General features: G+C 45.6%; 12 protein-coding genes. 6 read left to right on the top strand and 6 right to left on the bottom strand.

From position 1 onward, the window contains the following. Positions 1-114: 114 nt before the first annotated feature. From der to era, 3 genes are all read right to left on the bottom strand, one after another. Entirely contained in the window at positions 115-1,428 is a 1,314-nt protein-coding gene (gene der, locus I5M27_RS15600; protein ID WP_200507263.1) for a ribosome biogenesis GTPase Der, read from the bottom strand. Positions 1,429-1,689: 261 nt separating this feature from the next. Then, complete coding sequence (locus I5M27_RS15595; RefSeq protein ID WP_200507262.1) at positions 1,690-2,127, bottom strand: hypothetical protein; 438 nt, start codon at positions 2,125-2,127, stop codon at positions 1,690-1,692. A gap of 23 nt (positions 2,128-2,150) precedes the next feature. Next, positions 2,151-3,041, bottom strand: a complete 891-nt coding sequence (era, locus tag I5M27_RS15590) for a GTPase Era (RefSeq protein ID WP_200507391.1) — start codon at positions 3,039-3,041, stop codon at positions 2,151-2,153. Between the two features lie 495 nt (positions 3,042-3,536). Here era and hemH point away from each other — a divergent pair, with 495 nt between their 5' ends. Further along, entirely contained in the window at positions 3,537-4,571 is a 1,035-nt protein-coding gene (gene hemH, locus I5M27_RS15585; protein ID WP_200507261.1) for a ferrochelatase, read from the top strand. 109 nt (positions 4,572-4,680) lie between these two features. On the opposite strand, the gene I5M27_RS15580 is transcribed toward hemH, so the two are convergent. The 3 genes from I5M27_RS15580 to glmM form a co-directional block, all read right to left on the bottom strand. After that, on the bottom strand, positions 4,681-6,384 hold the full coding sequence (locus I5M27_RS15580) for an ArnT family glycosyltransferase (RefSeq protein WP_200507260.1): 1,704 nt from the start codon (positions 6,382-6,384) through the stop codon (positions 4,681-4,683). Between the two features lie 108 nt (positions 6,385-6,492). After that, positions 6,493-7,635, bottom strand: a complete 1,143-nt coding sequence (locus I5M27_RS15575; RefSeq protein WP_200507259.1) for a cysteine desulfurase family protein — start codon at positions 7,633-7,635, stop codon at positions 6,493-6,495. Between the two features lie 293 nt (positions 7,636-7,928). Further along, positions 7,929-9,317, bottom strand: coding sequence for a phosphoglucosamine mutase (gene glmM / locus I5M27_RS15570; protein WP_200507258.1), 1,389 nt, complete (start codon positions 9,315-9,317; stop codon positions 7,929-7,931). Between the two features lie 232 nt (positions 9,318-9,549). Between glmM and mazG the strand changes: the two genes are divergently transcribed. The 5 genes from mazG (at position 9,550) to I5M27_RS15545 (ending at position 13,635) form a co-directional block, all read left to right on the top strand. After that, on the top strand, positions 9,550-10,368 hold the full coding sequence (gene mazG / locus I5M27_RS15565; protein ID WP_200507257.1) for a nucleoside triphosphate pyrophosphohydrolase: 819 nt from the start codon (positions 9,550-9,552) through the stop codon (positions 10,366-10,368). Positions 10,369-10,773: 405 nt separating this feature from the next. Then, on the top strand, positions 10,774-11,643 hold the full coding sequence (locus tag I5M27_RS15560) for a MotA/TolQ/ExbB proton channel family protein (RefSeq protein ID WP_200507256.1): 870 nt from the start codon (positions 10,774-10,776) through the stop codon (positions 11,641-11,643). Positions 11,644-11,668: 25 nt separating this feature from the next. Next, on the top strand, positions 11,669-12,283 hold the full coding sequence (locus I5M27_RS15555; protein WP_200507255.1) for an ExbD/TolR family protein: 615 nt from the start codon (positions 11,669-11,671) through the stop codon (positions 12,281-12,283). Positions 12,284-12,287: 4 nt separating this feature from the next. Continuing rightward, a complete protein-coding gene (locus I5M27_RS15550) occupies positions 12,288-12,827 on the top strand; it encodes an ExbD/TolR family protein (RefSeq protein ID WP_200507254.1) in 540 nt (179 codons plus the stop codon). Further along, positions 12,817-13,635, top strand: a complete 819-nt coding sequence (locus I5M27_RS15545) for an energy transducer TonB (protein WP_200507253.1) — start codon at positions 12,817-12,819, stop codon at positions 13,633-13,635. Before I5M27_RS15550 ends, I5M27_RS15545 begins: the two co-directional genes overlap by 11 nt. The last annotated feature ends 162 nt before the right edge of the window (positions 13,636-13,797 follow it).

The following is a 13,797-nucleotide window of genomic DNA, read 5'->3' as shown; positions in this document are numbered from 1 at the left end:
GCAACTGCTACAAGAGATAATACTTTTTTCATGATGAAAGTTTTGTAAATGATTTTAGATTTTAGAGTCGCAAAGGTAATGCAACTTTTCTAAACCAAACAACATCCTGAAAAATTATTTTTTCTTGAAGATCACGTTGATCGGAACGCCCTCAAAACCAAAATGTTTGCGGATCTTATTCTCCAGAAAACGTACGTAACTCTCCCGGATATACTGCGGCAAATTGCAGAAAAACGCGAAAGTGGGGTTGTGCGTCGGGATCTGGGTAACGTATTTGATCTTCACGAATTTACCTTTAATGGACGGCGGCGGATAACGCTCGATCTCTTCCAGCAGCACTTCGTTCAGTTTCGAGGTCGGGATTTTCATCCGCTTGTTCTCGTACACTTCTATCACTTTTTCAATGGCCTTGTGTACGCGCTGCTTCGTTAAAACTGAAGTGAAAATGATCGGCATATAGGTGTTGGAACCCAGCTTTTCATAGATCATTTCTTCGAATTCTTTCACCGAGTTGGTTTCCTTGTTCTCGATCAGGTCCCACTTGTTTACCAAGATCACGATGCCTTTTTTATTTTTATCGGCCAGGCCAATAATGTTCACATCCTGCGCTTCAATGCCGCGCGTCGCATCGATCATCACCACGCACACGTCGGCTTCTTCCAGCGCCCGGATAGAGCGCATTACGGAATAGAACTCGATATCTTCGTGCACTTTGCTTTTGCGGCGCAGACCGGCCGTATCGATCAGAATAAACTCTTTGCCGAACGCTTTGTAACGCGAATGAATGGAATCGCGGGTGGTGCCGGCAATGTCGGTTACGATGTTTCTTTCTTCGCCTAAAAGCAGGTTCACGAACGAAGATTTACCTACGTTCGGGCGGCCCATGATGGCAATTTTCGGAATGCCTTCGTCCGGGTTTTCTTCGTCTTCGGTTTCGAAATGCTTTACTACTTCGTCCAGCAGATCGCCGGTGCCGGAACCGTGCTGGCTCGAGATCGGGAAAACTTCTTCGCCAATGCCTAGTGCGTAAAACTCACCGGCCTGGTGACCGCGCTGAAACGTATCGGCTTTGTTGGCTACGATGTAAATTGGTTTTTTAGAGCGGCGCAGTACGTTGGCGAATTCTTCGTCGAGGCCGGTAACGCCGGCTTCTACGTCTACCATGAAAAGAATTACGGTGGCTTCGTTAATGGCCAGTTCTACCTGCTTGCGGATCGATTCTTCGAAAATATCGTCGGAGCCGTGCACGTAACCGCCGGTATCTACCACGGTAAAGTTTTTGCCGATCCACTCGGAATAGCCGTAGTGGCGGTCGCGGGTTACGCCGCTTTCATCGTCCATGATGGCTTTGCGGGAGCCAACTAAACGGTTAAAAAAGGTTGATTTGCCGACGTTAGGCCGGCCAACAATTGCTACAATGTTTGCCATTGTGGTAAAAAATTTGGTAATGTTTCAGCCCCTCATTCTTCGTAGGAGTATCCGAATTAATTAAAATGGTAATCCTGTTGCCTGAAATTCACAACAGAACCAAGTTTGGGTTTTTAGGCCCGGTAATATGTTTTTGTCTGAATTAGGATTTATCGGATTTGGGGATTAATCAGATTAGAAATTTTAAAATCCAATAATCCATAAATCTGGCGAATCCAAATTCAGACTTTTTAGGCCTGAAAGCCTAGCGTTTTATAATTCTCAATTTGTCGTATTTTCCCAAAGCAATGTTTCTGTTTCCTTTGGGTTCCAATCTAGAAGCGCTTTCCCTAGTCTATTTATAGCTGCCGCTTCAGAATTTAAGCTGAAGTTAATTCTATAGTTTGAAGGTGGTTCCGAATTATCTTCACTCAAAATTTCTATTGCACAATGACCATTCGGATCAAAGCAAAAAACTTTAATCATAAAATGATTCAACCAACCTTTTTCATTTTCCTTGCCTGCCTCAAACTTAACAACTTGATCCTGTGATTTAGGGAAATCAACTAACTGCTTCGCGAAATCTTGAAACCAACTTTCTTCTCCATAAAATGCATTATGGGTAACCTTAAAAACTTGATTAGAAGCAGTTATTTCAAAATAGAATTCCTCATCCCATTCATACCAATTGGCTTTAAATTCTAAATAACCCTGAGTCATAAGATCAAATTAAAACTAAAACCTCAACTTCCCTTATACCCAAACCGCGATAACGATTTCGGGTCGGAGCGCCAGTTTTCTTTTACTTTCACGAAGATCTCCAGGAACACTTTTTTCTGAAAAAATTCTTCCAGATCCACTCTTGCCAACGAACCAACGCGTTTCAGCATTTCGCCGCCGTGCCCGATGATGATGCCTTTCTGGCTCCGGCGTTCCACGATTATTTCGGCGCGCATCCGGATGATATTATCTTCTTCTTTGAATTCTTCTACCGTAACTTCGCAGCTGTAGGGAATTTCTTTTTTATAAGTCAGGAAGATCTTTTCCCGGATCATCTCGGCTGCGAAGAAACGCTCGGGCTTGTCGGTTAGTTCATCTTTCGGGAAATAAGCCGGGTGCTCGGGCAAATACTTCAGGATCATTTCAAAAACCCGGTCGGTATTCTTCTGCTTCAGCGCCGAAATAGGAATAATTTCGGCGGCCTGCACTTTATCTTTCCAGTAATTTATTTTCTCCAGCACTTCGTCCTGCGTAGCCTGGTCGGTTTTATTTATGAGCAACAAGATCTTGGCGCTGGATTTCTCCAGGCGTTTGATCACGTCGTCTTCATCGTACTTTTCGTAGATATCGGTTACAAACAAAACCACGTCGGCATCTTCTAAAGAGCTGCGCACAAATTCCATCATGCTTTCGTGCAGTTCGTATTTGGGCTGAATAATGCCGGGCGTATCGGAATACACGATCTGGAAATCGTCGCCGTTCAGAATGCCCATAATGCGGTGGCGCGTGGTCTGGGCTTTGCTGGTAATAATGGAGAGGCGTTCGCCCACCATCACGTTCATCAGGGTCGATTTCCCGACGTTGGGTTTCCCGATAATGCTGACGAATCCGGCTTTGTGTGGCGTTTCCAAAATAGTAATGAATTAAGTTTGAACTTGCAAAGATACGATTTTTTAATTGTTGGTTGTTCGTTGCTGGTTGTTGGTTTTTTCGAGTGGGAAGTTTTTTGTCTGAACACGATTTTCAGGATTTGATGGATTAACAGGATTGCTATGATTTATCTGCATAAGTTGCCAACCACCCCTGCCCCTCCTTGCTAAGGAGGGCAGTTACTGCACTGCTGAATTCAAGATTTCTGCCATTAAAAACGCTATGCTTTAAAGCACAAAAAGTCAAAGCAAGCACGAACAAAAAGCTTCCCGCCTTTTCAAGGGCGAGTTCAGGAATAGGTATTCCCTCCTGAGCAAATCTTGTAAATCTCTTAAATCCTGAAAATCGTGTTCAGACAATTTTATACTCCTGCAGAAAAAACACTACTGTTTTAACCTTCAAAACTCAAACCAACAACCAGCAACGAACAACCAAAAACTAAATAGCTATCTTTACAGTTTAATTCCGAAAAAGAAAATATGGCTTCTACACCGCTTACCGGCGTTTTACTGATAAACCTGGGCACGCCCGATTCTCCCGAAGTGCCGGATGTGCGCAAATACCTGCGTGAATTTTTAATGGACGGCCGCGTAATTGATATGCCGGCGCCTCAACGTTTCATGCTCGTAAACGGCGTTATTGCGCCGTTCCGCGCCCCGAAATCTTCGAAGGTTTACAAAGAACTCTGGGACGAACGCGGCTCACCGCTGCTTTACTACAGTCAGGATCAGCAGAAATTGTTGCAGGAAAAACTGGGCAAGGATTATTATGTGGCCCTGGGCATGCGCTACCAGAACCCGAGCATAGAAAGTGCGTTGGAAGAACTCCGGAAGAAAGATGTAGATAAGATCATCGTGATCTCACTTTACCCCCAATATGCTTCGGCGAGCACCGGCACTTCTACTCAGAAAGTGATGGACCTGGTGAGCAAGTGGGAAGTAATTCCGAGCATTTCGTTCATTAACCGTTTTGCCGACGAGCCGGGTTTTATCAAGACCATTGCTGCCATTGGCCGCAGTTACATGGAAAAAGAAAAATTCGATCATTACGTTTTCAGCTACCACGGCATTCCGGAAAGGCAAATTCTGAAAGCTTCGAACGGCGGGTATTGCCAGCTTTCCGATAAGTGTTGCGCGACTTACAACAAGAAAAACCGCTACTGCTACCGCGCGCAATGCTACGAAACCACGCGTTTAGTGGCCAAAGAACTTGGTTTGCGCGAAGATCAATACACCGTTGCTTTCCAATCCCGTTTACAGGCGCGTCTGAAAGACCCGTGGATAAAACCATACACCGACGAAGTAATTGCCGAAATGCCGAAAAACGGCATCAAACGCGTTTTGGCGTTCAGTCCGGCATTTGTGGCCGATTGCCTGGAAACGACCGTGGAAGTGGGCCGCGAGTTCAAAGAGATTTTTGAGGAAGCCGGTGGCGAGCACTGGCAATTAGCGGAAAGTTTGAATACGCACCCGATCTGGATCGATACGCTGAAGGATATGGTGTTGCGGAGTTAGTTTTTCAGCTTAAAAGTATAATATTTTAAATTCAAAAGTCCCGGGCTCTTCCATAGCCGGGACTTTTTTATGCCAAAACGCTACCGTTTTCATACAAAAAAACTCAACCTTATTCCTTTATCTTCGGAAGCATGAATAATTGTACATTGCCCTTCTGCCACAGTAATTCGCGTTTTGGAAAAAGTTTATAGACGCTATCGGCTTGCAAACGCAACATTAATTCCGGATTCCGGATCATGGCTTGGTTTACCAGCAAATACGCAGTATCGGCGGAAGCAGAAACCTGGCGGGTTTTATCATAATTCAGGTATTCATAATTCGGATTGGGTTGGTAACCGTAGAAGGAACAGTATTGCTGCGCCAGATAATAATTGGTAAAAACCTGGTAGCGGCCGGCTTTATGGTTCAGGCGTTCGGTCATGAGTTCTTGGGTTACAAAATAATCGGTGCCGGTAGGTTTTACCATAAAATGCAACGGCCGAATGGCCAGTGAAAACATAATCACCAGCAACCCGAAAACCGGAAGCGCGAATTTCGGAACGAAGCGCACAAACAGAAAGAATAACCCGACTGGCACATAAATTACCGCCAGGTTCGACCTGGAAATGACAGCCGCAGCAAGAAAAAAAACACCTACTATCAGCTGGAAACGCGGCTTATGAAAATTATTCGCCAGCGCAAAGCCTGCCGAAATGCAAAGCGGCGGCATGAGAACCGTGATCATGCGCGGCACCAGTACCATGGGTTTATAATGCGTGTAAGAAGTGCTGCCGAACCAGAAAGTCAGCAAAATTAAGATCGTAGCCAGCAACCAGTAACTCCGCGTATTTTCCAGTTTTACCAGGTTCTTAAGCGTAACGCCGGGGGCCGAAAAAGCAAAAATGATGGGTACGATGATGCCGCTGCCAATAAAAAACAGGATCGGTTCGTAAGTCAGGCGGTTGAAATAATAGGCGGTTTTGTTTTGCAGGTAACCCGGCTTGAACTCATTCACAATTTCCGAGGTCATTAAAAAACGGTTGAGCCAGTGCCCCGTAAAAATTTCGTAAGCCGCAAAATAAAACGCTAGCAAAATGGCCCCGAAAACTGCCGACCAAAGCCAGAACTTCAGGTTTTCTTTCCGGATAAGATCCAGCACGAAAACGTAGAGGTAAACAGGCGCAATATAAATGATCGTTTCTTTCGTGAGCATGCCCAGGAAATTCAGCACGGCAAACGCCAACCCAAACCTGATCGGATTGTTCTGCACCTGCCGGTAATGAAGTAGCATTCCCAGGATAGCCAGCGCCAGCAGCATCACCACATTATCCGGGTACAGGTAATTGGAAAGGAAAAGCGTGTGAAAATTGAAACCAAGTAAAATAACGGCCCACATGGCTGCGCCCGGATAGTTCTTCCGCAGCAAACCAAAAATGAGCACCAGCGTGCCGGCGGTGCAAAGCATGGGCCAGACCGTGGTAATGTAAGGCGAAACCCCGATGGTGGCATACAATATGGAAACCGGCAAATAAGCAAAGAACCGGTGCGAAAACGGCATATATTCAAACGCAAAATCGCCGGTTAAAACTTCGTGCGCGTAGCGGCTGTAGGCCCAGTCGTCGTTGAAATACGAACCTTCGTGCGCGAAAAAGAAATATAAAACGGTAAAAACGCAACCCACCAGCAAAGCCAGCCTGGCCAGCAAGGGTTCATTTTTACTGAAGTTCTGAAGTTTGTTTAGCAAGAGCATTAAAAGTAATTGCGGACGTTTCCGGAAACCGGAAGCTTGCGAAGTAACGGCAAATTTTCTTTTCCGGCAAAAGATGTTTCTCAATAGCAATGCTCCGGCGCAGGAAAACGGTACCGAAAATGCACAAAAAAGTCCCGGTATCTATGAATTTCTATAGAAACCGGGACTTTTTCTGGTCAAAACCCTACCGTTTTAGGCCGGCACGTTCTGGTACAATTTGGCCAGCGTAGCGGCCGCGTAATCAATTTCTTCTACGGTGTTGTTTTTGCTGAACGAAAAACGAACCGCGCCGCGCGCCGGATCGGCACCTAAAGCCTGCAACACATGCGAACCCGCGTTAGCACCAGAAGTGCAGGCGCTGCCGCCGGAAGCGGAAATTTTATTGATATCGAGGTTGAACAACAGCATTTCGTTCATATCCGAAGGCGGCAGACTGATGTTCAGAACCGTGTACAAACTCTTATCGGCAAACTCAGAATTTCCGTTGAAACGCACGTCTTCCATCTGGGCTTTCAGCTGGCCGATCATGCGGTCTTTCAGGCTTTGAATGTGTTTCTGATGGGCTTCCATGTCGCGGTAAGCTATCTCCAGGGCTTTGGCCAGGCCAATAATGCCGTACACGTTTTCGGTGCCGCCGCGCATGTTGCGTTCCTGCGAACCACCGTGCATAAACGGCTGGATTTTAACGTCGCCGTTCACGTATAAAAAGCCTATGCCTTTCGGACCATGAAATTTATGCGCCGAACCAACCAGGAAATTAATGGGCAAGGTTTGCAGATCGTGCTGGTAATGGCCCATGGTTTGTACCGTATCGGAATGGAAAACGGCATCGTATTTTTTACAGATCTCGCCAATGGTTTGAATATCGTTCAGGTTGCCGATCTCGTTGTTGGCATGCATGATCGAAACCAAGGTGCGCGGATTAGCGGCCAGTAATTCTTCCAGGTGGTTCAGATCTAAGTTGCCGCGTTCATCGAGTTTTAAATAATGAACCGTTACGCCATCGTTTTTCTCCAGGCATTCTACCGAGTGCAGCACCGCGTGGTGTTCCATTTTAGTAGTAATTACGTGTTTAATGCCCAGGCTGCGCGAAGTGCTGATAATGGCAGTATTGTCGGCTTCGGTGCCGCAGCTGGTAAAGAAAATTTCCGAAGGCGATGCGTGCAACAGGTTGGCTACCGTACGGCGTGCTCCTTCAATAGCCGAACGAACCTGCCGCCCGTGCCAGTGAATAGACGAAGGATTACCGAAATGTTCGAGCATAAAGGGCGCCATGGCATCAAAAACTTCCTTGTCTAAGGGTGTGGTCGCCGCATTGTCGAGGTAAACACGCATACTTTTTATGAATTAAAAATTAGAAATCACGAATCAGAAATTCTCAGATCAGCCAGGCCGGATCGGAAATTCAAACCGAAAGATTTACAAATATAAGGGTTTCGGGCCTAAATGGTTCCATCTCAGATTTGTAACTTTTAGCAAACGGCTATTTTTTTCCGTCAGCAGTTTATGGCCACGCGGTAAAAGCTTCAGATAAGAAACTAAAACGCTATGTTTTTAAAGCAAAAAAGTCTGAAGCATTTCTGCCACAGACTTTTTCAATTTCTAATGCGTAATTTCTAATTAAAAGACTACACTTTTACCGAAATAATTTCCTTGATATCGGCAATGATCTTGTTGGCTAAATGCTCAGCCGTAGCGTTAGAATCAGATTCGGCGTAGATACGGATGATCGGCTCGGTGTTGGATTTGCGCAGGTGCACCCACTCTTTGTCGAATTCGATCTTTACCCCATCTATCGTGTTTACCGGTTGCTTTTTGTAGCGATCCTGCATCTGCACCAGCACATCGTCTACGTTAATTTCCGGCGTTAATTCGATCTTGTTTTTCGAGATATAATAGTTCGGGTAAGAAGCCCGCAGGCGCGTCATTCTCAGGTCCGATTTTGCTAAATGCGTCAGGAACAAAGCAATGCCCACCAGCGCATCGCGGCCGTAGTGCAGCTCCGGGTAAATAATACCGCCGTTGCCTTCGCCGCCAATAACTGCGCTTTGTTCTTTCATCATTTTCACCACGTTCACCTCGCCTACTGCCGAGGCAAAATACTGCCCGCCGGCTTTTTCGGTAACGTCGCGCAGTGCCCGGGTAGAAGAAAGGTTGGAAACCGTATTACCGGGAGTGTTTTTCAACACGTAATCGGCTACTGCTACTAGCGTATATTCTTCGCCAAACATGCTGCCGTCTTCGCAAATCAGCGCCAAACGGTCTACATCCGGGTCAACCACAATACCCAGGTCGAATTTTCCTTTTTCTAAGATCCGGGAAATATCGCGTAAATTCTCAGGCAGCGGCTCCGGGTTGTGGGCAAAATTGCCGTCCGGCTCGCAGTAAAGTTTTTCGATCTGGGTTACGCCTAAGGCTTCTAAAAGCATGGGTACCGCAAAGCCTCCACTGGAGTTTACCGCATCTACCACCACTTTAAAGTTCTTGGCTTTTATAGCTTCCACGTCTACCAAGGGCAGGCTCGTAATAGCTTTAATATGCTTTTTCAGGTAATCGGCGGTAGAATATTTACCGAGTTTGGTTACCTGCGCAAATTCAAAATTCTCGCTTTCGCCAATTTCCAGCACCAGTTTGCCTTCTTCGTCGTTAATGAATTCGCCTTTATCGTTGAGCAGTTTTAAAGCGTTCCACTGTTTGGGGTTGTGGCTGGCGGTAAGAATAATGCCGCCGCCCGCTTTTTTAGCCGGAACGGCCATTTCTACGGTTGGGGTAGTGCTTAAGCCTAAGTCTATTACGTTTATGCCCATGCCCTGCAGCGTTGCTGCCACCAGTTTGCTCACCATTTCGCCGGAAAGCCGGGCATCGCGCCCAATAATAATCGTATTGTTCTGGGTGGTTTGCAATACCCACGCCCCGAAAGCAGCGGCGTATTTCACTACATCAACGGGCGTTAAAGCATCGCCTGCCTTGCCGCCAATTGTTCCTCTGATTCCTGAAATTGATTTTATTAATGCCACGAATTATCTTTTTTTATCAACTGCAAAAGTAATGAATTCAAGCTGAAAGCAATAAGAAATTTGCAAGCTCTTTTTAGTTCCGTTTTATATTAAACATAGGTTTTAGCCTATAAAAGCTTTGGCGCGCATTCAGCCCGCTATATAGCTGTTTTCAAACGCTATAGTTTTCAGGTAAAAAAGGATAGCGTTTTGCAAACCGCATGCTCCCGCAAAACCTTTGTATATTTGCCTTATGGAAAATACTGTTTTTGCCGACTCGGCCCGTGGCCGCCAGCTAAGTGCTTTTAACCGTTTGCTAGACGTTTTAGATGAGCTGCGCGAAAAATGCCCCTGGGATAAAAAACAAACCCTGCAAAGCCTGCGCCACCTCACCATAGAAGAAACCTACGAACTTTCGGATGCCATTATGCGCAACGATATGCCCGAACTCAAGAAAGAGATCGGCGATATTATGCTGCACATGGTTTTTTACGCCAAGATCGCCTCCGAAACCAACATCTTCGACCTGGCCGACGTTTTGAACGGTTTGTGCGAGAAACTTATTTTCCGGCACCCGCATATTTACGGCGATACCGTGGCCGAAACCGAAGAACAGGTAAAGCAAAACTGGGAGCAATTAAAATTAAAGGAAGGCAATAAATCGGTATTGGGCGGCGTTCCTGTTTCGTTACCGGCTCTTGTTAAAGCCATGCGCATTCAGGAAAAAGCGCGGGGCGCCGGTTTCGATTGGGAGAAAAAAGAGCAGGTATGGGAAAAAGTTGAAGAAGAACTCTCCGAATTCAAAGCAGAATTCAATTTAAGCGAGCCGGGAAAAACAGATCTTGAAAAAGCCACCGGCGAGTTTGGCGACCTTTTATTTTCATTGGTAAACTTTGCGCGCTTCATCGATATTAATCCGGAAGAAGCCCTGGAAAGAACCAATTTAAAATTCATCCAGCGTTTTCAGTATTTAGAGACCGAAGCGGCCAAAGACGGCAAAGAACTGCGGAACATGACCCTGGCCGAAATGGACGAATACTGGAATAAAGCCAAACAAACGCACCGGAATTAAAAAAAGTACCGGTTAAAAATAAACTTATTTAGCTGTTTTACTGTCTGTTAAAGCAATTGCTATTTGTCAGCAAAACCGCCGCCGGGAAAAACGGTATCCTTTTTTCCTTCCAAACTACCCATTCCGAACTGTGAAAATTTAAAGGCCGCAAACCGAATTTTTATTTAGTATGCATGCCTAATTGTTAAATTAATCTTAAATTTTATAGCTTTACCGCTAAATAAAGAATTGAATTTGGCAGAAACTCTGAATTTGATTAGGTTTGTACGTTACGAATAGCCGTTTTAAAGAATTAAAACCCATAACTAGGGCACGATTTTAACCAAATGCTATCTGTGCAAACCAAAAAAGTAAAACAAACAACTAAAACAACCCAAAACAATTAACATTTAATTTTAAACCACAATGGAAAAAAAGATTGCAGTAAACAAAGATGCAACCCAGAGCACTACTGACAGCGGCAAATCCAGCTCTATGTTCGCAACGCTGGCTATTCCTATATCAATTTTAGCTGCTATTGTTATACATATATTTATTTTAGGTAACCCGGCTAACTTTGAAGGTGGCGATCCAAACAATCACCCGCTACCAGGCAACGTACTGGGTATCATCTACAAAGGTGGTTTCATCGTACCAATCCTGATCGCGCTTTTGATCATGGTATTAGCTTTCTCTATCGAGCGTTTCTTAACCATCAGCAAAGCAAAAGGTTCTAAAGGCATGGAAGGTTTCGTACGTACTATCCGCATGAAACTGAACCAGCACGATGTGAACGGCGCTATGGCTGCCTGCGATGCCCAGAAAGGTTCTGTTGCCAACGTAGTAAAAGCTGGTCTGCACAAATACAAAGAAATGGTAGCCGACACTAACCTGCCTAAAGATCAGAAAGTACTGGCTATTCAGAAAGAAATTGAAGAAACCACTGCCCTTGAGTTACCAATGCTGGAGAAAAACCTGGTTATTATTTCAACCATCGCTTCTATTGCAACCCTGGTAGGTCTGATCGGTACGGTACTTGGTATGATCAAGGCGTTCTCGGCTCTCTCCGCTGGTGGCGCTCCTGATGCAGTAGGTCTGGCAAACGGTATCTCGGAAGCTTTGATCAACACGGCTCTGGGTATTACCGGTTCTGCTATCGCGATTATTGCTTATAACTTCTTTACCAGCAAAATTGATGAATTAACCTACTCTATCGACGAGGCTGGTTTCTCTATCATCCAAACGTTCGCTTCGCAGGAAGGCAACACAACTACAAAAGCGCCTTACAACGCTTAATTTCTAAAACTGCAGATTTTTAAATATGCCTAAAGTTAAAGTACATCGGACCAGTCCTTCACTGGATATGACTCCCATGGTTGACTTGGCGTTCTTGCTGGTAACATTCTTTATGCTTACCGCTACACCTTCGCAGGAAGAAAAGTTGATTGTCGATACCCCTTCTTCTATTTCGGAAATTAAGCTTCCCGAAAAAGACGTTATTACGATAACAATTGGAAGTGACAACCGCGTTTTTTACGGCGTAGATGGCCAACCAACCAGACTCAGTCTCCTCGATAAGATGGGCGCCAAATACAACGTTTCCTTTTCTGAAGAAGAAAGAAGAACGTTCGAATTAACCAACAGCTTCGGCATGCCGATGGCTGGTTTGAAATCGTATCTGGCAATGGCCCCGGAACAGCGCAAAAAAATAACCCAACCCGGAATTCCTTTCGATTCGGTTAAAAATGAATTGGGCGACTGGGTGCTTCAAACCCGGCTTACTAATCCGGATGTGGTAGTGGCCATTAAAGGCGACCAAAGCACGGATGTTCCAACCATTCAGCGGATTATTGAAGTGTTGCAGGAGAAAAAGGTAAACCGGTTCAACCTGATTACCGACATGGAAATGAAACCTTCTAACTACAAACCGAGATAAGAAGATGGCTGAAATACAACCAAAAGGTGACGGTGGCGGTAAAGGCGGGAAGAAGCGGGCTAAGAAAATGTCGACCAAGATCGACATGACGCCTATGGTAGACTTAGCATTCCTTTTGCTTACCTTTTTCATGCTCACCACCACCTTCAACAAGCCACAGACCATGGAAATAAACATGCCTGTGAAAGCGAAAGACCCGGTTGAACAAACCGAGTTGAAAGCTTCTGAGGCCTTGACCGTGATCTTAGGCAAGAACGATAAAGTTTATTATTACCAGGGATTGAACGACGGTAAATCGCAACCGGAACTAAAAAGCACCGACTTTTCCGATAAAGGAATCCGTCAGGTTTTACTGGATCTGGGTCGTACCATTCCTAAACTTACCGTGCTGATAAAGCCGGTAAAAACGGCACGTTACAAGAACGTGGTAGATATTCTGGATGAAATGAATATTACCAATACCCGCCGTTACGCCCTGGTAGAAATGACCGACCTTGATACGAAATTATTGGAAACTGTAACCGGCGCGCCTGATGGAAAATAAGAATTATGCCAACGCCACCCTCGACGACATTGTTTTTGAGGGCCGCAACCGCGAGTACGGTGCCTACATGCTCCGTAAGGTTTACAACAAACACGTAACCCGCGGCTTATTTATTGCCATTGCGCTTTTCATGATCTTTTTGGCGGCTCCGGTACTTTCCAAGTATATTTTCCCGGAAGAAGCCGTAGAAGAGCACGTAGCCGTGGTAGACGTAAACACGTTGGCAGAGCCACCGCCAATTGATAAAACTACGCCACCGCCGCCACCGCCACCACCCGCAGAGCCACCACCACCACCGGTACAGAAAACCATTAAGTTTACGCCACCGGTAATTAAAAAGGATGAGGAAGTGCGGAAGGAAGAGGTGCCGGACGTGGAAGAGCTGAAAGAAGCTGCCGTAGACGTGAAAACGCAGGAAGGTACTACCACCAAGCCAGATCTTTCGGGCCTGGAAGGAACCGGAGATGCAGCAGTAGCCGATGTGGTAGAAGACAAAGTTTTCGAATTCGTGGAACAGCAGCCGGAATTCCCGGGCGGGCAGGAAGCCATGATGAAATTCTTAGGCCAGAACATTCGTTACCCATCGGTAGCGCAGCGTAATGGTCTGGAAGGCCGGGTTATCCTTTCTTTCGTAGTAGACCAGAACGGTGAAATTTCAGACATTAAAATTCTGAAGCCACTGGGCGGCGGTACCGACGAAGAAGCGATCCGGGTAGTGAAAACAATGCCGAAATGGCGCCCTGGTAAACAGAACGGCCGTGCGGTAAAAGTTAAATTCACCCTGCCGGTGCTCTTCAGCATTAAATAATTAGTAAGAAATACTACTTACATAAAAACTCCGGGCTTAATAGTCCGGAGTTTTTTCGTTTAAAACCCTACCGTTTTCACGTAAACCTCCCAGGTTTCTAAACCTGGGAGGTTTTTATTATTGCAAAGATTTACAGTTGGAAGTCGGCTGAAAAAAACGCTA

It is taken from the genome of Adhaeribacter terrigena (assembly GCF_016623615.1).
In the GTDB taxonomy this organism is placed as follows: Bacteria; Bacteroidota; Bacteroidia; order Cytophagales; family Hymenobacteraceae; genus Adhaeribacter_A; species Adhaeribacter_A terrigena.
Note: the sequence above shows the minus strand (reverse complement) of the source record. Positions and strands in the feature narration are given on the sequence as shown.

Bases quoted from the DNA above. Each gene is read 5' to 3' on its own strand.
- der (WP_200507263.1), bottom strand. From the start codon at position 1,428: ATGGCAAACATTGTAGCAATTGTTGGCCGGCCTAACGTCGGCAAATCA.
- I5M27_RS15595 (WP_200507262.1), bottom strand. From the start codon at position 2,127: ATGACTCAGGGTTATTTAGAATTTAAAGCCAATTGGTATGAATGGGAT.
- hemH (WP_200507261.1), top strand. From the start codon at position 3,537: ATGGCTTCTACACCGCTTACCGGCGTTTTACTGATAAACCTGGGCACG.
- I5M27_RS15575 (WP_200507259.1), bottom strand. From the start codon at position 7,635: ATGCGTGTTTACCTCGACAATGCGGCGACCACACCCTTAGACAAGGAA.
- mazG (WP_200507257.1), top strand. From the start codon at position 9,550: ATGGAAAATACTGTTTTTGCCGACTCGGCCCGTGGCCGCCAGCTAAGT.
- I5M27_RS15560 (WP_200507256.1), top strand. From the start codon at position 10,774: ATGGAAAAAAAGATTGCAGTAAACAAAGATGCAACCCAGAGCACTACT.
- I5M27_RS15555 (WP_200507255.1), top strand. From the start codon at position 11,669: ATGCCTAAAGTTAAAGTACATCGGACCAGTCCTTCACTGGATATGACT.
- I5M27_RS15550 (WP_200507254.1), top strand. From the start codon at position 12,288: ATGGCTGAAATACAACCAAAAGGTGACGGTGGCGGTAAAGGCGGGAAG.
- I5M27_RS15545 (WP_200507253.1), top strand. From the start codon at position 12,817: ATGGAAAATAAGAATTATGCCAACGCCACCCTCGACGACATTGTTTTT.